The sequence below is a fragment of the Staphylococcus sp. FSL W8-0304 genome, assembly GCF_038006565.1.
Classification (GTDB): Bacteria; Bacillota; Bacilli; order Staphylococcales; family Staphylococcaceae; genus Staphylococcus; species Staphylococcus epidermidis.
This window is the reverse complement of the sequence record NZ_JBBOVL010000001.1, coordinates 1,933,017-1,955,029: the sequence shown is the minus strand read 5'-3', so window position 1 is coordinate 1,955,029 and position 22,013 is coordinate 1,933,017. Positions and strand designations below refer to the sequence as shown.

Here is a 22,013-nt window from a genome sequence, read left to right as displayed (position 1 = left end):
TATGAATAATTATTTCGCTTTATTACTAAAGTTTTAATATGGATTAGTCGAAGTGTCTTTTATATTGAATAGCGTAATCTTCTTTTAAACGATTTAAATTATTTAAAGACAATCGTGAATACGTTGTCTCCTCTTTTTTTAATTGATTCTCAAGATGTGTAATAGCATGTTGAAGTGAGTCTTCATAAGGTATGACCTCGACATTAAACTCACGAAGTTGAGAAGGTGTTGCGTAACGTTTCTCAAAATGGCTTAAAGCTTTACGTTCATGAAAAAAGACGCCTTCTGTTTCATTGGGATGGTGTAAATCACCTTGTTTGGGATGTTTGATTACTTGTTCAACTTGTACGAGTATTTGATTTCCAGTTTCCTCTTTGATACTTACACCATAAACGCCTGTCTTGTGAGAAAATCGATATAACATCCTATATTACTTCCTTTCATATATGTTAATATATGTTTATATCATAACACGAATGGAGAATTGAAATGACGAACTATCCTCAGTTAAATAAAGAGATTCAAGATAACGAAATTAAAGTAGTTATGCATACAAATAAAGGTGACATGACATTTAAATTATTTCCCGACATTGCTCCAAAGACAGTTGAAAACTTTGTGACACATTCAAAAAATGGGTACTACGATGGTGTAACGTTCCACCGTGTTATCAATGATTTTATGGTACAAGGTGGGGACCCAACTGCAACTGGTATGGGTGGAGAAAGCATTTATGGTAGTGCTTTTGAAGATGAATTTTCTCTAGAAGCTTTTAACCTTTACGGTGCATTATCAATGGCTAATGCAGGTCCTAATACAAATGGATCTCAATTCTTTATAGTCCAAATGAAGGAAGTGCCTGAAAATATGTTAAGTCAATTAGCAGATGGTGGATGGCCTCAACCTATTGTAGAAGCATATGGTGAAAAAGGTGGTACACCTTGGTTAGATCAAAAACATACAGTATTTGGTCAACTGATTGAGGGTGAATCAACTTTAGAAGATATTGCAAATACTAAAGTTGGTGCTCAAGACAAACCTGTTTATGATGTAGTCATTGAATCGATAGATGTAGAAGAATAATTTATTCATTAATTGCAACTATAAGTTTTGTTGTATTGTATAAAGTGTATGAAGTCAGTATTTATTTTCAGAGATAAAATCCAATCAATAATATATAACCTGAGGCAAATTTTGTCTCAGGTATTTTAATATAATGGTAATTGATAACTTGGTTAGAGAATGATACCCAAGTATTTTTAACTTTACCTTGATTCTCAGAATAAAATGCTATAGACAATGTAAAAGGGTTTGATGTAATATTTCACAATTCGAATTCCAATGCTCTTTACTCATTAAATCTAATAAAAAAATATATATTTGAATGATAATTTCAATCCATTAGTTTATAGATTCATTTGCAAAACAATACAATAAGGATCCAGTTTTTAAAATTTAATGAATTTTATTATGGTTATAGTTAGTCGAGATATTTGATTTATGCTATGATATGAGTGTTAAGAAAATCGAAATAAGGGGTTATCAAGTTGAATCATCACTACAAAGTAGGTCAACATATCAAGGTACGTGTGACTGGTATTCAACCGTATGGCGCATTTGTTGAGACCCCTGACCATACTGAAGGGCTTATCCATATCTCAGAAATTATGGATGATTATGTCCATAACTTAAAGAAATTTCTATCTGAAGGACAGGTTGTTAAAGCAAAAATATTATCAATTGATGATGAAGGTAAATTAAATTTGTCCTTAAAAGATAATGATTACTTTAAAAATTATGAGCGTAAAAAAGAAAAACAGTCTGTCTTAGATGAAATTAGAGAAACAGAAAAGTATGGGTTTCAAACACTTAAAGAACGCTTACCGGTCTGGATCAAACAGTCAAAACGTGCAATTCACAATGACTAAACGACTGTCAATTCGTGCCAACATGTGATGTTACGATATATGTAATCAATCACATGATAACGACAATCTTTAAACAACAATGTGTTGTTAGGATTGTCGTTTTTTATTAATTAAATTTAACAATTATTTTGGATAAACGATGATTTCAATAAGGGGAAATGAAAGAATTTTAGACAATTATTATTTATTTGTTGAATGTAATTAACTATGCTTAACATTTTTATAATTGGGGAATAAATAATTTGTAAGCAAATAATTAGAATAGTATGTAACTAGCATGCTATAGTCATAACATCATTAAGCAAGGAGAGTATTAAAAATATGAATAATAAATATGAACCTTTATTTAAATCTTTAACACTACCTAATGGTGTTGAGGTAAGAAATCGTTTTGTTTTAGCTCCTCTTACACATACTTCATCAAATGATGATGGAACAATTTCGGATATAGAATTACCTTACATTGAGAAACGTTCCAAAGATGTAGGGATTGCAATTAATGCCGCAAGTAATGTCAATGATGTAGGTAAAGCATTTCCTGGTCAACCTTCTGTTGCACATGACTCAGATATCGAAGGGTTAAAAGAACTTGCTCAAGTTATGAAGAAAAATGGTGCGAAAGCAATAGTCCAAATTCATCATGGAGGTGCTCAAGCTTTACCAGAGTTAACACCTGATGGAGATGTTGTTGCACCAAGTGCTATTTCTCTTAAAAGTTTTGGTCAGCAAGAAGAACATGATGCTCGTGAGATGACTGCTGAAGAAATTGAACAAACTATTAGAGACTTTGGTGAAGCAACTAGAAGAGCAATTGAAGCAGGTTTTGATGGCGTTGAAATTCATGGCGCAAACCATTATCTTATTCACCAATTTGTTTCTCCTTACTATAATAGAAGAAATGATGTTTGGGCTGATAACTATAAATTCCCTGTTGCTGTTATAGATGAAGTTATTAAAGCTAAAAAAGCTTATGCAAATGATGATTTTATTATTGGTTATAGATTGTCACCTGAAGAAGCGGAATCACCAGGTATTTCAATGGAGATAACTGAAGAATTAATTCACCAAATCGCAAATAAACCACTTGATTATATTCATGTGTCATTAATGGATGTTAACTCAGTGACGCGAGAAGGTAAATATAAAGGTGAAAATCGCTTGAAACTTATTCATCAATGGATAAATGGACGTATGCCACTTATTGGTATAGGTTCTGTCTTTACAGCTGAAGATGCACTAAATGCTGTTGAGAACATTGGAGTTGAATTTGTTGCGTTAGGTCGTGAAATTCTACTTGATTATGATTTTGTTGCTAAAATTAAAGAAGGACGAGAAGATGAAATTATAAATGCTTTTGATCCTAATCGTGAAGACCAACATTATCTAACACCAAATCTTTGGGAACAGTTTAATCAAGGATTCTACCCGTTACCTCGAAAAGACAAATAATTGAATGGTATATCTGAATGTATCTATTCCCCCTAATGTTAAACCAACATTAGGGGTTTTTATTATAGAGCATTTTATCATTTTTACTTTATTGAAATTAATTGTTTATTAACGATATAACTTGTCAATGATAGAGTCGTTATGTCATTATAAATGTAAGGGCTTACATATATGTTTTGCATCAAGATTTAGTCTGTTTCATACAATTCAATTTGTCGATTATGACGCTATTGGTTCATTTTATTGTTATATTAAAAAAATAAGTTTGAGAGTCGATAGAAATCAGTTATGATATTGTTAATAAGTTTTTATTCGAAAACGAAGGGGAGATTTTATGACTCAATCTGAAAAAATTATTAACTTAACAAATCACTATGGGGCGCATAACTACGTTCCACTTCCAATTGTTATTTCTGAAGCAGAGGGTGTATGGGTGAAAGATCCGGAAGGTAACACGTATATGGATATGCTTTCGGCATACTCGGCAGTGAATCAAGGTCATCGACACCCAAGAATTATTCAAGCATTGAAAGATCAAGCAGATAAAGTCACGTTAGTATCACGTGCTTTTCATAGTGATAATTTGGGTCAATGGTATGAGAAAATATGTAAACTCGCAGGTAAAGACAAAGCATTGCCTATGAATACAGGAGCAGAGGCGGTTGAAACAGCTTTAAAAGCTGCTCGTCGTTGGGCTTATGATGTTAAGGGTATTGAGCCGAACAAAGCTGAAATTATCGCCTTTAATGGTAATTTCCATGGACGTACGATGGCACCAGTATCATTGTCTTCAGAAGCTGAGTATCAACGAGGCTATGGTCCATTGTTAGATGGCTTTCGAAAAGTTGAGTTTGGTGACGTTAATCAATTAAAAGCAGCAATTAATAAAAATACAGCAGCAATTTTAGTAGAACCTATACAGGGAGAAGCGGGGATTAACGTACCACCAGAAGGATATTTGAAAACAATTAGAGAATTATGTGATGAACATCAAATTTTATTTATTGCTGATGAAATTCAAGCAGGATTAGGACGTTCAGGAAAATTATTTGCAACGGATTGGGATCATGTAAAACCGGATGTTTATATTTTAGGAAAAGCATTAGGTGGAGGGGTATTTCCTATCTCGGTAGTTCTTGCAGATAATGAGGTATTAGATGTATTTACTCCTGGCTCACATGGTTCTACATTTGGTGGAAATCCACTAGCGTGTGCAGTTTCTATTGCAGCTATAGATGTCATTATTGACGAGGATTTACCTGGTCGTTCATTAGAATTAGGAGAATATTTTAAGTCTGAATTGAAAAAAATTGAGCATCCATCTATTAAAGAAGTTAGGGGACGAGGATTATTTATCGGTATTGAATTACATGAAAGTGCCAGACCATATTGTGAAGCTTTGAAAGAACAAGGATTATTATGTAAAGAAACTCACGACACCGTTATTAGATTTGCACCTCCATTAGTGATAACGAAAGAAGAGTTAGACATGGCTTTAGAGAAGATTAAGAGTGTATTTGCATAGGTTCAAATAGTTGTAACAATTAATTTAGAAAATCTTTAAAATGCTTTCAATTGTGTTACAATTACGAATGAAAGCGAAATCATTTAGTAAAAAGAGGCGAATAGGATCATGACTGAGAATAATAATTTAGTAACTTCCACTCAAGGGATTATTAAAGAAGCATTACACAAATTGGGCTTTGATGATGGTATGTATGACCTTATAAAAGAACCAATTAGATTTTTACAAGTGCGCATTCCAGTACGAATGGACGATGGGACAGTTAAAACATTTACTGGATACCGTGCACAACATAATGATGCAGTTGGCCCTACTAAAGGTGGCGTTCGTTTCCATCCAGAAGTTGATGAAGAAGAAGTGAAGGCATTATCAATGTGGATGACTTTAAAATGTGGCATTGTTAATTTACCTTATGGTGGGGGTAAAGGCGGTATTGTTTGTGATCCGCGTCAAATGAGTATACACGAAGTTGAGCGTTTATCTCGAGGATATGTAAGGGCTATATCTCAATTTGTTGGCCCTAACAAAGATATTCCAGCACCAGATGTTTTTACAAACTCTCAAATTATGGCTTGGATGATGGATGAGTATAGTGCATTAGATAAATTTAATTCGCCAGGTTTTATAACAGGCAAACCTATTGTATTAGGTGGATCTCAAGGACGTGATCGCTCTACAGCTTTAGGTGTAGTCATTGCAATTGAACAAGCGGCAAAACGTCGTGGCATGGATATTAAAGATGCCAAAATTGTGATTCAAGGTTTCGGCAATGCAGGTAGTTTCTTAGCTAAATTCTTATACGATTTAGGTGCTAAAGTAGTTGGTATAAGTGATGCATATGGAGCCTTACATGACCCTAATGGACTTGATATAGATTATTTATTAGATCGACGTGATAGCTTCGGTACAGTTACAAATCTATTCGAAGATACAATTTCTAACAAAGAATTATTCGAATTGGATTGTGACATCCTTGTTCCTGCTGCAATTTCCAATCAAATCACTGAAGATAATGCGCACGATATTAAAGCAAGCATTGTTGTTGAAGCTGCTAATGGTCCTACGACACCTGAAGCAACACGTATTTTAACAGAAAGAGATATATTACTAGTGCCGGATGTACTTGCAAGTGCAGGGGGTGTGACTGTATCTTATTTCGAGTGGGTACAAAATAATCAAGGTTATTATTGGACTGAAGAAGAAGTCAATGACAAACTACGTGAAAAGTTAGTAACAGCATTTGATACGATTTATGAATTGTCACAAAATAGAAAAATTGATATGAGATTAGCAGCATATATAGTAGGTATTAAACGTACTGCTGAAGCGGCAAGATATAGAGGTTGGGCATAAGAAAAATATTATAAGTATATGATGAAAACCCTGAGACATCAGATGATAGTCCCAGGGTTTTTATCATGTTTATGCAATTGATAACTTTATTAATAGTAAGTTAATGTTAAAAGTAATGCTTTCTCAAATGTTCTTAAGTAAAATGCGATGATAAAATTAATATGAAGTCAGTTCAACTCAACGCTAATATTTTATTGTTGTGTTTCTGAAACTTTTTTATATCTATCAGCATAATTAGTGAATACACCATCAACACCATATTGATTTAAGTTTCTCATTTGATTTTCATCATCAACTGTATAAGGATGAACTAAAAATCCTAAATTTTTTAAATGTCTTGTGTTCTTAATATTTAAATCTGTGTATTCAGGACCTACTCCAATGGCATAAGATTTAATATTTTTTAAATCTTGATTAGAAGCTTTTTTAAGTTCAAATTTATTCATTAGTCTAATAAGTGGTATATTGGCGTTCATGTGATGTACCTTTTCTAAACTACTCCCTGAAAATGATTGGATCATCACATGTCCATGTTTAAGTGATTTTTGTGTTAACAAGTCATGTTTATCTAATGTATCTAATAATTGTTTTTCCATGCCAGGGTAAACATCTGGCGATTTAGTTTCAATATAATAGTTTGCATTTTTGCCGTAGCGATTTAAAATTTCGTCTAAAGTAGGAACTTTAGCATTTTTATATTTATTTTTGGCATATTCAGGATGCTTTCGATTAAACCAGCTTCCTGCATCAAGTTGTTTTAACTCTTTTAAAGTAAACTGGTCGACACGTCCATGGCCATTAGTCGTACGATTGACCTTTTCGTCGTGCATAGCAACCAAGTGACCATCTTTAGTACGTTGTAAATCGATTTCTATGTAAGATGCTCCTAATTCATTATGACTTTTATCATATGCTTTAAAAGTATGTTCTGGGGCGTAACCACTTGCGCCACGATGTGCAATGGTTGTAAATTTCTCCCCAGTTAAATTTTTAACCCAATGATTATGGGTATCGTTTGTTTTACCACTTACTGAGTCTGATTCAGCTTGTCGTTTAAATGTTTTAGCTGATGATTGATTCATATTAGATGGAATATTTGTTTGTTGTTGTATCGATTTCTCTGATTGGTTTGGTGCTGAGGAGTGGTTCGATGTTTCAGCTATCGTAGGGGAACTTAAACTAGCTAAACCTAGAGTAACGGAAGATAAAGTTGAAATGATCATTTTCTTAGACTTAAACATAAAAACATCCTTTCAAAAATAGTATGTCTACTTAAACGTACATCAATTTGAAAGGATGAAAGGGAATTTTACCATTTTTTTATATAAACTTTGATAACTTAATACAAAATTAAATTTTTGTAATTTTAGATAGCTATAATTTTTAATAACTATTTTGATCCGTTGTCTTTTAATAATGCTTTTGCGACTTTTAGTTGATGTTTTACAGATTCTTGACCAGTTGAACCATAGCTTTGACGACGCTTAAGACAATTTTCTGGTGTTAAATAATCATATATATCTTCCTCAATATTTTCATGATGTTCTTGATATTCGCTTAAAGGTACGTCTAATAGGTAAATACCTTTATGAATACAATTTAATACGATTTTACCAACGATTTCGTGAGCGGTTCTAAAAGGTATATTTTTACTGACTAAATAGTCTGCTAATTCTGTTGCATTTGAAAAGTCATTTTTTACTGTTTGATTTAAACGATTTGAATTAACTTTCATAGATGCAACCATACCTTCGAAGATTCTAAGAGATCCTTTAAGTGTGTGTACAGCATCAAATAAACCTTCTTTATCTTCTTGCATGTCCTTATTATAAGCTAACGGTAAGCCTTTAAGTGTTACTAACATACTCATCAAGTGTCCTGTAGTACGTCCTACTTTTCCTCTTATTAGTTCTGCCATATCAGGGTTTTTCTTTTGTGGCATAATAGATGAGCCAGTAGAAAACGCGTCTGATAAAGTGATGAATTTTGCTTCATCAGTCGACCAAAAAATGATTTCTTCTGCAAAGCGTGATAGATGAACCATAGTGAGTGAAATATGATGCAATGTTTCAACGATATAGTCACGATCACTGACCGCATCTAAACTATTTTCATACAGATTTGCGAATCCTAGAAGTTCTTGAGTCAGATGTCTATCTATAGGGTGTGTAGTTCCACTTAAAGCTGCAGCACCTAATGGTGAGATATCTATACGTTTAAGACTATCCACGAATCTACCTTTATCTCTTTCTAACATCCAAAAGTAAGTCATAATATGATGTGCGAACGAGATGGGTTGTGCGCGTTGTAAATGCGTATATCCAGGCATAATTGTGTCAACATGCTGGTCTGCTAATTGAACAATCGTTTGTTGAAACGACGTTATAAGTTCAATAATGTATTGAACTTGTTCTTTAGTATACAAATGCATATCTGTGGCAACTTGATCATTACGACTACGACCAGTATGCAGTTTTCCACCAGCTTCGCCAATACGTTGAATAAGCTCGTGTTCAATATTAAGATGAATATCTTCGAGAGAAGCTTTAAATTCAAGTTGACCTTCTTCAAAGTCACGTTGAATATTTTTAAGCTCATTAATGATGGATTGAGCTTCATCATCTGTAATAATATGTTGTTTAGCGAGCATAGTTGCATGTGCAATACTACCTTGAACATCTTGTTTAATTAAATTTTTATCAAAATCAATTGACGCATTGAAATCATCAACCCATTCTTCGGGTTGAGTTTCAAATCTGCCACCCCAAGCTTTATTGCTCATTACTATACCCCCCGTGAAGTAATGCATTAACTTGTGTAGGTAAACCATAAATATCAATGAAACCTACTGCTGCCTCTTGATTGAAAGCATCTTCTTTTGTATAAGTAGCTAATTTTTCATCGTATAAAGTGTAAGGAGATTGTCTGCCATTGACAATAGCGTTTCCTTTAAATAATTTAATTCTCACATCGCCCTCAACATATTGTTGAGTACTATCGATAAAGAGTTTTAAGCTATCTGTTAATGGTGAGAACCACAAACCATTGTATATTTGTTCTGAAAATTGTTTTTCAATGACAGGCTTAAAGTGCGCTACGTCTTTTGTTAATGTAATCGTTTCTAGTGCTTTGTGTGCTTTTAAAATCACTTCAGCACCTGGTGTTTCATATATCTCTCTAGATTTTATTCCGACCATTCTATTTTCAACATGATCAATTCTACCAATACCGTGTTTACCAGCAAGTTGATTTAAGTAAAGAATAAGATCATCTAATTGATACTCTTTGCCATCAACTTGTACTGGAATACCTTGCTTAAATGTAAGGATAATTTCGTCTGCTTCATCTGGAGTTTCTTCTAAAGGTGTAGTTAAATCAAATGCATCTTCTGGAGGAGCGGCATAAGGATCTTCTAAAATACCACATTCATTAGCTCTACCCCATAAGTTTTGGTCGATTGAGTATGGTGAGTCATGATTGATTGAAACAGGAATATTATGTTTAATTGCATAATCAATTTCCTCTTCTCTGCTCCAAGCCCATTCACGAACAGGTGCAAATGCTTTTAACTTAGGATTTAACGCTTTGATTGCCACTTCGAAACGCACTTGGTCATTCCCTTTACCAGTACATCCGTGTGCTATACCTATTGAATTTGTTTTTTCAGCAATTTCAACCAGTTTTTTTGCGATGAGTGGACGTGATAATGCTGAAACTAGAGGATATGCATTTTCATACATTAAATTTCCTTTAATAGCATAACTTACATAATCATCACTAAATTCTTTAGTTGCATCAATAATATGACATTCGACTGCACCCATGTCTAAAGCTTTTTGATATACAACGTCTAAATCTTTACCTTCGCCTACGTCAAGACAGCAAGCAACTACGTCATATCCTTTATCAATAAGCCATTGAACTGCAACACTTGTATCTAAACCACCTGAATATGCTAAAACGATTTTATCTTTCATATTTACACCTCAAATAATTTTTATGATTATCAATATGCATCTATCATAGCAGATTGATAATGAAAATAAAACCATTTTTCTACATAAATATTCATTTTTAAATCTAATTATCTTTGGCTTTTTAGTTTTAAACACTGTTATAAGGGCGTTCTTGTATATTTTAAAATTTCTGTAAATTGTATATTTGGAGTGGTGGTGCGACTTTTGATATTAAAAATAACTTTTTTTATGAATGGAAAGGTTAAATAAAAAAGCAATTTCCTTTGATAAGTTAGCCTTCAGAATTGAATAGCGCATCTAAACTTAGTAGAATTAGTATAAGTACTTATAACAGGAGGCAATAAGATGACTCACATTCAATTAGACTATGGCAAAACTTTAGAATTTTTTGACAAACATGAACTTGATCAGCAAAAGGATATTGTTAAAACTATCCACCAAACTATTCATAAAGGTACAGGAGCAGGTAATGACTTTTTAGGTTGGTTAGATTTACCTGTTGATTATGATAAAGAAGAATTTTCTAGAATCGTCGAAGCATCTAAACGTATCAAATCAAATTCCGATGTACTTGTTGTTATCGGTATTGGAGGTTCATACTTAGGTGCACGTGCTGCAATTGAGATGCTTACATCTTCATTTAGAACAAATACGGAATACCCTGAAATTGTATTTGTAGGTAATCATTTATCTTCAAGTTATACAAAAGAATTATTAGATTATTTACAAGGAAAAGATTTTTCAGTTAACGTTATTTCAAAATCAGGTACTACGACAGAACCAGCAGTTGCATTTAGATTATTTAAACAATTGGTTGAAGAAAAATATGGAAAAGATGAAGCTAAGAAACGTATTTTTGCAACGACAGATAAATCTAAAGGTGCACTTAAACAATTAGCAGACAATGAGGGTTATGAAACGTTTGTTGTACCTGATGATGTGGGAGGTCGTTATTCTGTTCTTACAGCTGTAGGATTACTACCAATTGCAACTGCAGGTATCAATATCGAATCAATCATGATTGGTGCGGCTAAGGCACGTGAAGAGTTATCTTCTGATGATCTAGATCAAAATATCGCATATCAATATGCAACTATTCGAAATATTCTATATAGCAAAGGTTATACTACTGAAATGTTAATTAATTACGAACCGTCTATGCAGTATTTCAACGAATGGTGGAAACAATTATACGGTGAATCAGAAGGGAAAGATTTCAAAGGTATTTATCCATCAAGTGCGAATTACACAACTGATTTACATTCCTTAGGACAATACGTTCAAGAGGGCCGTCGTTTCTTATTCGAGACAGTGGTTAAGGTCAACCATCCAAAACATGATATCAAAATTGAAGAAGATGCAGATGATTTAGACGGACTGAACTATCTTGCTGGCAAATCAATCGATGAAGTGAATACAAAAGCATTTGAAGGTACATTACTTGCACATACTGATGGTGGCGTTCCAAATATCGTTGTAAATATTCCTCAGTTAGATGAAGAAACATTTGGGTATGTTGTTTATTTCTTTGAATTAGCTTGTGCAATGAGTGGATATCAATTAGGTGTTAATCCATTTAATCAACCTGGAGTTGAAGCCTATAAACAAAACATGTTTGCGCTATTAGGTAAACCAGGCTTTGAAGATAAGAAAAAAGAATTAGAAAATCGTTTATAATTTCAAGTTGAACTTAAAAAATGAGTTTAGGACATAATTCCTAGCAAAATAGCCAGTAAATGAGTTTTTTATAAATTTATTTACTGGCTTCTTTATTTACAATACTACATATTGTTGGCTCGCTTTCTTAGGGGACAGCTTCAGCCTGTAGTCTTCAGCTTGTCCTGTTCCCTCAAGAGTCTCGCCAAAATACTTTGTGTTTATATGGAATTTTACACTAAAATACTTATAAAAATAAGGCACTTTCGTATAATTTAATAAACATTACTAAACTAAATTAACGATGAATTCATTTGTCCGAACAATCAAAGACTAGAATTTAAAAGATATGCCTATCACTATGATAAATATAGTTTTAAACGAGACTTTAAATTAATATGAATGTGATGATTGTTCCGAATGTCCTCTGAAACATCAATGAATGAACTTTAATTCAAAACAAATAAAAAATAATGAAGAATTATAATTGGGAATATTTTAAAGACAAAATTAATAAAAAGCTTTCAGAACCAAAAACAAAAACCATCTACAGTCAAAGAAAATTTAGTGTGGATCCTGTTTTTTGATTTATGAAGGCTATTTTTGGTTTCACTCGAATGTCCGTTCGAGGGATAAATAAAGCCAAAAGAGAACTAGGATTTGTGCTAATGGCACTTAATATGAGAAAAGTAACAGCTCAACGAGCTGAAAATGATCAAAAAATTTATAATAAAGACAATTTCTGTATTATTTCAATAGAAATTGTCTTTATTTACTTATCCTAGAACTTTATGTCTCGGACTCATTTTTATTATGTGTGTTAATAAGAGAAAATGAAAATTGAGTAACGTCAGACTAATAAAAAGTCAAATTCAGATAGGAAATAATAAATATTCACTTCATTAGATTTTTGATAAAGAATGAAATAGCAAAATTTGATGAATTAGATATCAATATATAAATTCTTAATTCCTACCTAAGTCTGATTTATGTTGTTGACCTAATTTTAATGTTTCAAAAAATATCATTTACAACTATAATGAATAAGTAATACAACCCTAAGAAAGGATTTGATGTATTGTCGCTTTCTCAATTAGAAGAATGGTTTGACGCATTTCGACAATTCGGATATATTCCTGGGTTCATTATGCTTTATTTAAGAGCCATTGTACCTGTGTTGCCTCTCACTTTGTACGTCGTGCTATTAATACATGCGTATGGATTGTTTCCAGGTATAATTATCAGTTGGCTAGGTATCGTCTCAGGTACTTTTACTGTTTTTCTTATTTGTAAAAAATTTGTGAATACAATAAGAATGAAAAAATTAAAAAGTAGAAAGTCTGTTCAAAGGCTTATTAGCTTCATAGATAGACAAGGGCTTATCCCTTTATTCATATTATTATGCTTTCCATTTACACCCAATACATTAATAAATATTATTGCGAGCTTATCTCACATCAAAATAAAATATTACTTTTTGGTATTAGTTATTTCTAAATTGATTTCAATTACTATTCTAGGAGTAATGGGAAAAGAAATTTTCACCATATTTACTAATCCTTTAAGAGCGCTTATTATGATAGTGTTACTCGTAGTATTGTGGTTTATTAGTAAAAAGGTAGAAAAGTATTTTATGGGTTCTACCAAGGAGTAAAACATGAAACAATTGATTAAATATTTGATTTCCTTTACTTTTGCAATTATTATTGTAATATTCATTCAATCATTTATAATCGTAGGCGCTGTGATATCAAATAATAGCATGACACCTACCTTGCAAACGGGAGATAGAGTAATAGTTAATAAAATTAAAGTCACGTTTGACCTAATACAACGTGGTGATATAATCATGTACAGGCATAATAACAAAACTTATTTTAGCAGAATTATAGGAAAGCCTGGTGAGTCTGTGAGTATTAAATCACAGCGTATTTATATCGATGATAGACAAGTAAATGAACCATATATGAAAGATAGGCATATTAAAGACATTACATTAAGAGAAATTAAAAATTCTGATGGTGATACGATTCCACCGGGAACATATTTTGTTTTAAATGATAATAATAACAAACATTCTGATTCAAGAACCTATGGTTTAATAGATAAGAAAGATATCATTGGAGATGTCAGTTTGAAATATTATCCATTTAAAGAATTTAACTATCAATTTAAATAACCAGAAGAGGTGTAGATTTTGAAAAAAGAAATTTTAGAGTGGGTTGTTGCCATAGCCGTTGCCATTGCACTTATAGCCTTAATCACTAAATTTGTTGGGAAGTCATATTCTATTAAAGGTGATTCAATGGATCCCACATTAAAAGATGGAGAGCGTGTAGTGGTAAATATTATTGGCTATAAATTAGGTGGCGTTGAAAAAGGAAATGTCATTGTATTTCATGCTAATAAAAAAGATGATTATGTTAAAAGAGTTATTGGAACTCCAGGTGATAGTGTTGAATATAAAAATGATACACTCTATGTTAATGGTAAAAAGCAATCAGAACCATACTTGAACTATAACGAGAAACGTAAGCAAACTGAGTATATCACAGGTAGTTTCAAAACAAAAAATTTACCAAATGCTAATCCTCAATCTAATATTATTCCTAAAGGTAAATATTTAGTTTTGGGAGATAACCGTGAGGTAAGTAAAGATAGTCGTTCATTTGGTTTAATTGACAAAGACCAAATTGTTGGAAAGGTATCGCTTAGATATTGGCCTTTCAGTGAATTTAAATCTAACTTCAATCCAAATAACACTAAAAATTAAATATCAATCAACTTTGGAGATTTCTATTCATGCTTTTTAAAAAATAGAAATCTCTTTTTTGTTTTTCTTAGAAGATACACCTGTGTGATATGATTAATATTAAAGGAGTGAGGGAATGTTATGGAATTTAATACATATATTGGTCGAGCAGGTACAGGAAAGTCAACAGCCATGCTTACTCAAATAAAAAATAAAATGAAGCAAGACCCGCTGGGTGATCCTATAGTATTAATTGCACCTACTCAGAGTACTTTTCAATTAGAGCAAGCATTTGTAAATGATTCCGAACTTCATGGTAGTTTGAGAACTGAAGTACTTCACTTTGAAAGATTGAGTCATCGTGTTTTTCAAGAAGTTGGTGGTTTAACAGAACAACGATTATCTAAGGCTGCTTTAGAAATGATGATTTTCCATATTGTTCAACAAAATGAGTCTGATTTGAAATTGTATGCTTCACAAGCTCAATACTATGGTTTAAGTGAAAAGTTAGCTGAGCAAATTCAAGATTTTAAAAAATATAATGTCACTCCTGAGCACTTAGATCAATTGATAGATAATCATTCAATGCAAACGAGAACAAAACATAAATTAGAAGACATTTCTCTTATTTATAAACAATTAGAATCACGAATGAATGGAGAATTTATAACAACAGAGGATAGTTTGCAACAATTCATTGAAATACTATCTCAATCTCAGTGGATAAAAAAGGCTGAAGTATTTATTGATGGGTTTCATAATTTTTCTACATTGGAATATAGAATTATAGAAGCACTTGTTCAACACGCCAAACAGGTGACTGTGTTATTAACGACTGATGGCAGCCACCATCCATTTAGTTTGTTTAGAAAGTCATCTGAAGTTTTATCACATTTGGAGGATATCGCTAATCGTTTAAATATAAATCTAAATAAAACTTATTTTAATACATTTTATCGCTATAAAAATGATGATTTAAAGAATCTTGAAAATGGGTTTGATGCATTACAATTTACGCCTAAACATCATCAAAATCATGTTAAAATATTTGAATCTTCAAGTATGAGAGAAGAAATAAATGAAGTAGCTCGACGTATTTTAAAAGATGTCAGAGAAGCAGATTATAAATTCAGGGACATTGCTATATTATACCGTGATGAATCGTATGCATATCTATTCGAGTCAATACTTCCTTCATATGATATACCATTTAACATTGATACTAAAAAATCTATGACACATCATCCCATCATGGAAATGTTACGTTCTTTATTAGAAGTGATACGTTCAAATTGGCATATTAATGCAATGTTACGATTATTTAAAACGAATGTATTAACGTCTCAATTTAAAAGAAGTAGCTATTTAATTGATTTACTGGAAAATTTCGTTTTAGAACGTGGTATTTATGGTAAACGTTGGTTAGACGAAGATATCTTTAGTATTGATCAGTTTAGTAGAATGGGACGTAAATCACATCAACTAACTGAAGAACATCAAGCATTATACAAAAAAGTAATTAAACTTAAAACGAATGTTATAGATAAAGTGTTATATTTCGAACAAGCTATGAATGAAGCACATACTGTTAAAGATTATGCTACGTCATTTTATGAAAGTTTAGAGTATTTTGAACTACCGAGTCAGTTAATGACTCAACGTGATGAATTAGAGTTGGCGGGTCTAACAGAAAAAGCCGAAGAAATTGACCAAGTATGGAACGGTTTAATACAAATTTTAGATGATTTAGTTACTGTATTTGATGATCAGGAAATGACACTTCAACAATTTTTAGATGTTTTTGATATAGGTTTAGAGCAATTAGAGTTTGTTATGATACCTCAAACTTTGGATCAAGTTAGTATAGGTACAATGGATTTAGCGAAAGTTGATAATAAAAAACATATTTATATGGTTGGGATGAATGATGGTATATTACCACAGACTGTATCTTCATCAAGTTTGATTACAGATGAAGAGAAGAAATATGTTGAGGACAATGCACATGTTGAGTTAAGTCCAACTTCAGATATACTGCAAATGGATGAAGCGTTTGTTTGTTACATCGCTATGACAAGGAGTCAACAAAGCGTTACTTTTTCTTATAGTTTAATGGGAAATTCTGGAGATGAGAAGGAAATTAGTCCTTTTTTAACGCAAATTAAAGAATTATTTTATGATTTAGAAATCACCAATCTACAAGATTTACATGAAGCGCAACCTTTATTAATGATGCAACATTCACATCAAACAAAAATTCAGCTTTTTGAATATTTAAGAGGTTGGTTAGACCATGAAGACATCGATATTCGTTGGTTGGATGCATATTTAGCTATTCGAGACGATGATCAATTAAATCAAGGTTTAGATTATCTTACTACGTCATTGACATATGATAACGAAACTGTCCAATTAAATGAAACTTTATCACAACAACTTTATGGTAAAACTATCAACGCCAGTGTGTCTCGTTTTGAAGGTTATCAACAATGTCCTTTTAAACATTATGCTTCGCATGGTTTACGATTAAATGAACGCACTAAATATGAATTACAAAATTTTGACTTAGGAGATATTTTCCATTCAGTTTTAAAATATATTTCCGATCGAATTTATGGTAACTTCAAGAATTTAGATACAAAGAATATTCAATCACTGACTAAAGAAGCATTAGAACTTATTTTACCTAAAGTACAGTTTAATTTGTTAAATTCATCTGCGTATTATAAATATTTATCTAAAAAGATTGGATCAATCGTTGAAACAACTTTAAAGGCACTTAAATATCAAGGGGATTACTCTAAATTTGTGCCCCAACGATTTGAAACAGGATTTAGAAAATCACCTAAAAACAAAGATGAACTTGTTGCACAACCACTGATTACCAATCAGGGAATTCCGATTAATATAAGAGGTCAAATCGATCGTATTGATACATATACAAAAGGTGATTATAGTTATGTCAATATCATTGATTATAAATCTTCAGAAAGTAGTGCAACACTCGATTTAACAAAAGTTTATTATGGTTTGCAAATGCAAATGATGACCTACATGGATATTGTTTTACAAAACAAAGAACGTTTAGGTCTTACAGATATTGTGAAACCAGGGGGTCTACTTTATTTCCATGTCCATGAACCGCGTATTAAATTTAAAAGTTGGGCAGATATAGATGAAGACGAATTTCAAAAAGACTATATCAAAAACTTTAAAATGAGCGGTTTACTTAATCGTGATCAAGAAGTGTTAGATGCTTTTGATATTAGACTTGAACCAAAGTATAATTCGGATATTGTTCCAATAGCATTAACAGCTAAAGGCGCTATAAATCAGCGTAGTAGTAAAGTAGCTGATGAAAACATCATTTATCAATTGATAGAACATAATAAGAAGAATTTTATCCAGACAGCCACCCACATTATGGATGGACATACTGAAGTGGCACCCTTGAAGTACAAACAAGTATTACCTTGTCAATTTTGTAATTATAAATCAGTTTGTCATGTAGACGGATTAATAGACAGTAAGCGTTATAGAACGGTAGATGAATCGATAAAACCATTAGATTTAATTCAACAATTAAGAACTGAAGGTGGTGAAAAGACATGATTCCAACTAAACCACAAGATGTGATTTGGACAGATGCACAATGGCAAAGTATTTATGCGAAAGGTCAGGACATTCTTGTTGCTGCTGCAGCAGGTTCCGGTAAAACAGCTGTTCTAGTTGAGCGTATTATACAACGTATACTAAGAGATGATGTAGATGTAGATCGGTTACTAGTTGTAACATTTACGAATTTAAGCGCACGTGAGATGAAGCACCGAGTTGATAAACGTATACAGGAAGCATCTTTTAAGGATCCCAACAATGAACATTTAAAGAATCAGCGCATCAAAATTCATCAAGCACAGATTTCGACTTTACACAGTTTCTGTTTGAAATTGATTCAACAGCATTATGATGTATTAGATATCGACCCTAATTTTAGAACAAGTAGTGAAGCGGAAAATATATTATTATTAGAACAAACTATTGATGATGTTTTAGAACAACACTATGATAAATTAGATCCTCACTTTATAGAATTAACCGAACAACTATCATCAGATAGGAATGATGATCAATTTAGAAGTATTATTAAGCAGTTATATTTTTTCAGTATTGCTAATCCACAACCATTTGAATGGCTCAATCAATTAGCGCAACCATACAAAGAAGAGAATAAACAGCAACAATTAATGCAGCTTATCAATGATTTAGCAATGATTTTTATGAAAGCAGGATATGAAGAATTACAAAAAAGTTATGATTTATTCTCAATGATGGAAAGTGTTGATAAGCAACTTGAAGTTGTTGAAACTGAACGTATGTTTATTACTAAAGCCATTGAAGGTAAAGTATTAAATACAGATGTTATCACACAACATGAATTTATGAGTCGTTTTCCCGCAATAAATAGCAAAATAAAAGAAGCAAATGAAGGCATGGAAGATGCTTTAAATGAAGCAAAACAACATTATGATAAATATAAATCTTTAGTTATGAAAGTAAAAAATGATTACTTTTCTAGAAATGCAGATGATTTGAAAAGAGATATGCAACAACTTGCTCCTCGAGTGGCTTATTTAGCGCAAATAGTTCAAGATGTGATACATTCATTTGGTGTTCAAAAACGAAGTCGTAATATTTTGGATTTCTCAGATTATGAACATTTTGCATTACGCATTCTTACTAACGAAGATGGCTCACCTTCGCGTATCGCTGAAACGTATCGTGAACATTTTAAAGAAATCCTAGTTGATGAGTATCAAGATACTAATAGGGTGCAAGAGAAAATATTATCTTGTATTAAAACTGGTGAAGAACACGACGGTAACTTGTTCATGGTTGGAGATGTGAAGCAGTCTATTTATAAATTTAGACAAGCTGATCCCAGTTTATTTATTGAAAAATATAATCGCTTTTCTAGTAGTGGAACTGACAGTGGCTTGCGCATTGACTTATCGCAAAACTTTCGTTCGAGACAGGAAGTGTTATCTACAACCAATTATTTGTTCAAACATATGATGGATGAACAAGTAGGAGAAATTTCATATGATGATGCAGCGCAATTGTATTTTGGTGCACCATATGACAAAGTTTCACATCCCGTTCAATTACGAGCACTTGTTGAGGAAAGTTCAGAAAATAGTGACTTAACTGGAAGTGAACAAGAAGCGAATTACATTGTTGAACAAGTTAAAGATATTATTAATCATCAAAACGTATACGATATGAAAACAGGTCAATACAGAAAAGCAACTTATAAAGATATCGTAATTTTGGAGAGAAGTTTTGGTCAAGCTCGTAATCTTCAACAAGCTTTTAAAAATAATGATATCCCTTTTCACGTAAATAGTAAGGAAGGGTATTTTGAGCAAACTGAAGTACGTCTTGTTCTTTCATTTTTAAGAACAATAGATAATCCACTTCAAGACATTTATTTAGTGGGATTGATGCGTTCTGTAATATATCAATTTACTGAAGAAGAATTAGCCAAAATAAGAGTTGTAAGCCCTCATGATGATTACTTTTATCAATCTATAAAAAATTATATGATTGATGAAAAAGCTGATTCTAGATTGGTTGACAAGTTAAATCGTTTTATTCAGGATATACAAAAATATCAAAATTATAGTCAAAGTCAACCGGTCTACCAATTAATTGATAAATTTTATAATGATCATTTTGTAATTCAGTACTTTAGCGGTCTCATTGGAGGTAAAGGTAGAAGAGCGAATCTATATGGGCTATTTAATAAAGCTGTTGAATTTGAAAATTCAAGTTTCAGAGGTTTATTCCAATTTATTCGTTTTATTGATGAGCTTATTGATCGTAAGAAAGATTTTGGTGAAGAAAATGTCGTAGGTCCTAACGATAATGTGGTTAGAATGATGACGATTCATAGTAGTAAAGGATTAGAATTTCCATTTGTAATTTACTCAGGATTATCTAAAAAATTCAACAAAGGTGACCTGAATGCACCAGTTATTCTAAATCAACAATATGGTTTAGGTATGGATTATTTTGATGTAAATAAAGATATGGCTTTTCCTTCGCTTGCTTCTGTGGCATATAGAGCAATAAATGAAAAAGAACTCATATCTGAAGAAATGCGCTTAGTCTATGTTGCGTTGACGCGAGCAAAAGAGCAACTTATTTTAGTTGGAAGAGTCAAAGATGAAAAATCATTAATTAAATATGAACAATTAGCTGTTTCAGACACACATATAGCAGTTAATGAACGCCTTACTGCTACAAATCCATTTGTTCTTATTTATGGTATTTTGGCTAAGCATCAATCGGCTTCATTGCCAAATGATCAAAGATTCGAAAGAGATATTGATCAATTAAATTCTGAAGTGAAGCCACGTGTATCAATAGTGATTGATCATTACGAGGATGTTTCAACTGAAGAAGTAGTTAATGATAATGAAATAAGAACTATCGAAGAATTAAAGGCCATAAATACTGGTAATGAAGATGTGAAAATTAAAATTCATCAACAGCTTTCTTATGACTACCCTTTTAAAGTTAACACGATGAAACCATCTAAACAGTCGGTATCAGAGTTAAAACGCCAGTTAGAAACTGAAGAAAGTAATACAAATTATGATAGAGTACGTCAATATCGTATTGGTGTTGCATCTTATGAAAGACCCAAGTTTCTTACTCAAACCAAAAAAAGAAAAGCAAATGAAATAGGAACTTTAATGCATACAGTCATGCAACATTTACCTTTTAGAGAACAACGTTTAACAAAAGACGAATTACTTCAATATATCGATGGATTGATTGACAAACAACTTATTGATGAAGATGCAAAAGAGGATATTAGAATAGATGAGATTATGCATTTCATTGATGGACCTCTCTATATGGAAATAGCTCAAGCTGACAATGTTTATACTGAATTACCTTTTGTGGTAAATCAAATTAAAGTTGATGGACTTACAAGTGAAGATGAAGATGTATCCATTATTCAAGGTATGATTGATTTAATATATGAAAGTGACGGACAATTTTACTTTGTTGATTACAAAACGGATGCCTTTAATAGAAGAAAAGGTATGAGTGATGAAGAAATAGGGAATCAGCTCAAAGAAAAATATCAGATACAAATGACATATTATCGAAATACTTTAGAAACAATACTTAAACGACCTGTTAAGGGTTATTTATATTTTTTCAAATTTGGTACATTAGAAATAGATAATTAAAATTCAAAGTTACTTTGATAAAGTGGGAAACAATAGGCCGTGCTTTCATCCTAACAAAGAAAACACGGCTTTACTGTATATATGTCTGTTATTAAGATTACAAATAAA

The 22,013-nt window shown here is 32.1% G+C and carries 15 protein-coding genes and 1 pseudogene; 12 read left to right on the top strand and 4 right to left on the bottom strand.

Features of this window, described 5'->3' with window-relative positions; translation table 11 throughout:
• Nucleotides 1-43: 43 nt before the first annotated feature.
• The gene (locus tag NST35_RS09180; protein ID WP_002446044.1) at nucleotides 44-424 is read right to left on the bottom strand and encodes a kinase-associated lipoprotein B; all 381 of its coding nucleotides are present in this window, start codon (nucleotides 422-424) and stop codon (nucleotides 44-46) included.
• A gap of 65 nt (nucleotides 425-489) precedes the next feature.
• On the opposite strand from NST35_RS09180, the gene NST35_RS09175 reads away from it, so the two are divergent.
• The 5 genes from NST35_RS09175 (at nucleotide 490) to NST35_RS09155 (ending at nucleotide 6,255) form a co-directional block, all read left to right on the top strand.
• Nucleotides 490-1,083, top strand: coding sequence for a peptidylprolyl isomerase (locus tag NST35_RS09175; RefSeq protein WP_001831922.1), 594 nt, complete (start codon nucleotides 490-492; stop codon nucleotides 1,081-1,083).
• Nucleotides 1,084-1,547: 464 nt separating this feature from the next.
• Entirely contained in the window at nucleotides 1,548-1,928 is a 381-nt protein-coding gene (ygs, locus tag NST35_RS09170) for a S1 domain-containing post-transcriptional regulator Ygs (protein ID WP_001831918.1), read from the top strand.
• 321 nt (nucleotides 1,929-2,249) lie between these two features.
• Nucleotides 2,250-3,377 carry an NADH-dependent flavin oxidoreductase gene (locus NST35_RS09165; RefSeq protein WP_002457192.1) on the top strand — a complete coding sequence of 376 codons (1,128 nt, stop codon included), beginning with the start codon at nucleotides 2,250-2,252 and terminating at the stop codon, nucleotides 3,375-3,377.
• 334 nt (nucleotides 3,378-3,711) lie between these two features.
• A complete protein-coding gene (locus tag NST35_RS09160) occupies nucleotides 3,712-4,902 on the top strand; it encodes an ornithine--oxo-acid transaminase (RefSeq protein ID WP_002457191.1) in 1,191 nt (396 codons plus the stop codon).
• A gap of 108 nt (nucleotides 4,903-5,010) precedes the next feature.
• Entirely contained in the window at nucleotides 5,011-6,255 is a 1,245-nt protein-coding gene (locus NST35_RS09155; RefSeq protein ID WP_001831995.1) for a Glu/Leu/Phe/Val family dehydrogenase, read from the top strand.
• A gap of 191 nt (nucleotides 6,256-6,446) precedes the next feature.
• Here NST35_RS09155 and NST35_RS09150 read toward each other — a convergent pair whose 3' ends face one another.
• The 3 genes from NST35_RS09150 to NST35_RS09140 form a co-directional block, all read right to left on the bottom strand.
• On the bottom strand, nucleotides 6,447-7,496 hold the full coding sequence (locus NST35_RS09150) for a glycerophosphodiester phosphodiesterase (protein ID WP_002457190.1): 1,050 nt from the start codon (nucleotides 7,494-7,496) through the stop codon (nucleotides 6,447-6,449).
• Between the two features lie 149 nt (nucleotides 7,497-7,645).
• The gene (gene argH / locus NST35_RS09145; RefSeq protein ID WP_002457189.1) at nucleotides 7,646-9,037 is read right to left on the bottom strand and encodes an argininosuccinate lyase; all 1,392 of its coding nucleotides are present in this window, start codon (nucleotides 9,035-9,037) and stop codon (nucleotides 7,646-7,648) included.
• Nucleotides 9,027-10,232, bottom strand: a complete 1,206-nt coding sequence (locus NST35_RS09140; protein ID WP_002457188.1) for an argininosuccinate synthase — start codon at nucleotides 10,230-10,232, stop codon at nucleotides 9,027-9,029. The genes argH and NST35_RS09140 overlap by 11 nt, the downstream gene beginning before the upstream one ends.
• 345 nt (nucleotides 10,233-10,577) lie before the next feature.
• On the opposite strand from NST35_RS09140, the gene NST35_RS09135 reads away from it, so the two are divergent.
• The 7 genes and pseudogenes from NST35_RS09135 (at nucleotide 10,578) to addA (ending at nucleotide 21,905) form a co-directional block, all read left to right on the top strand.
• A complete protein-coding gene (locus NST35_RS09135; RefSeq protein WP_001831993.1) occupies nucleotides 10,578-11,909 on the top strand; it encodes a glucose-6-phosphate isomerase in 1,332 nt (443 codons plus the stop codon).
• 276 nt (nucleotides 11,910-12,185) lie between these two features.
• Nucleotides 12,186-12,673, top strand: a pseudogene (locus tag NST35_RS09130) (transposase); the annotation flags it as partial.
• A gap of 293 nt (nucleotides 12,674-12,966) precedes the next feature.
• Nucleotides 12,967-13,542 carry a TVP38/TMEM64 family protein gene (locus NST35_RS09125; protein ID WP_002446053.1) on the top strand — a complete coding sequence of 192 codons (576 nt, stop codon included), beginning with the start codon at nucleotides 12,967-12,969 and terminating at the stop codon, nucleotides 13,540-13,542.
• Between the two features lie 3 nt (nucleotides 13,543-13,545).
• Nucleotides 13,546-14,067 (top strand): signal peptidase I, encoded by a 522-nt coding sequence (gene lepB / locus NST35_RS09120; RefSeq protein ID WP_002457186.1) that lies wholly within the window; start codon nucleotides 13,546-13,548, stop codon nucleotides 14,065-14,067.
• 18 nt (nucleotides 14,068-14,085) lie between these two features.
• Nucleotides 14,086-14,661 carry a signal peptidase I gene (gene lepB, locus NST35_RS09115; RefSeq protein WP_002457185.1) on the top strand — a complete coding sequence of 192 codons (576 nt, stop codon included), beginning with the start codon at nucleotides 14,086-14,088 and terminating at the stop codon, nucleotides 14,659-14,661.
• A gap of 120 nt (nucleotides 14,662-14,781) precedes the next feature.
• The gene (gene addB, locus NST35_RS09110) at nucleotides 14,782-18,252 is read left to right on the top strand and encodes a helicase-exonuclease AddAB subunit AddB (RefSeq protein WP_002457184.1); all 3,471 of its coding nucleotides are present in this window, start codon (nucleotides 14,782-14,784) and stop codon (nucleotides 18,250-18,252) included.
• Nucleotides 18,249-21,905 (top strand): helicase-exonuclease AddAB subunit AddA, encoded by a 3,657-nt coding sequence (gene addA, locus NST35_RS09105; RefSeq protein ID WP_002457183.1) that lies wholly within the window; start codon nucleotides 18,249-18,251, stop codon nucleotides 21,903-21,905. Before addB ends, addA begins: the two co-directional genes overlap by 4 nt.
• Nucleotides 21,906-22,013 lie beyond the last annotated feature (108 nt).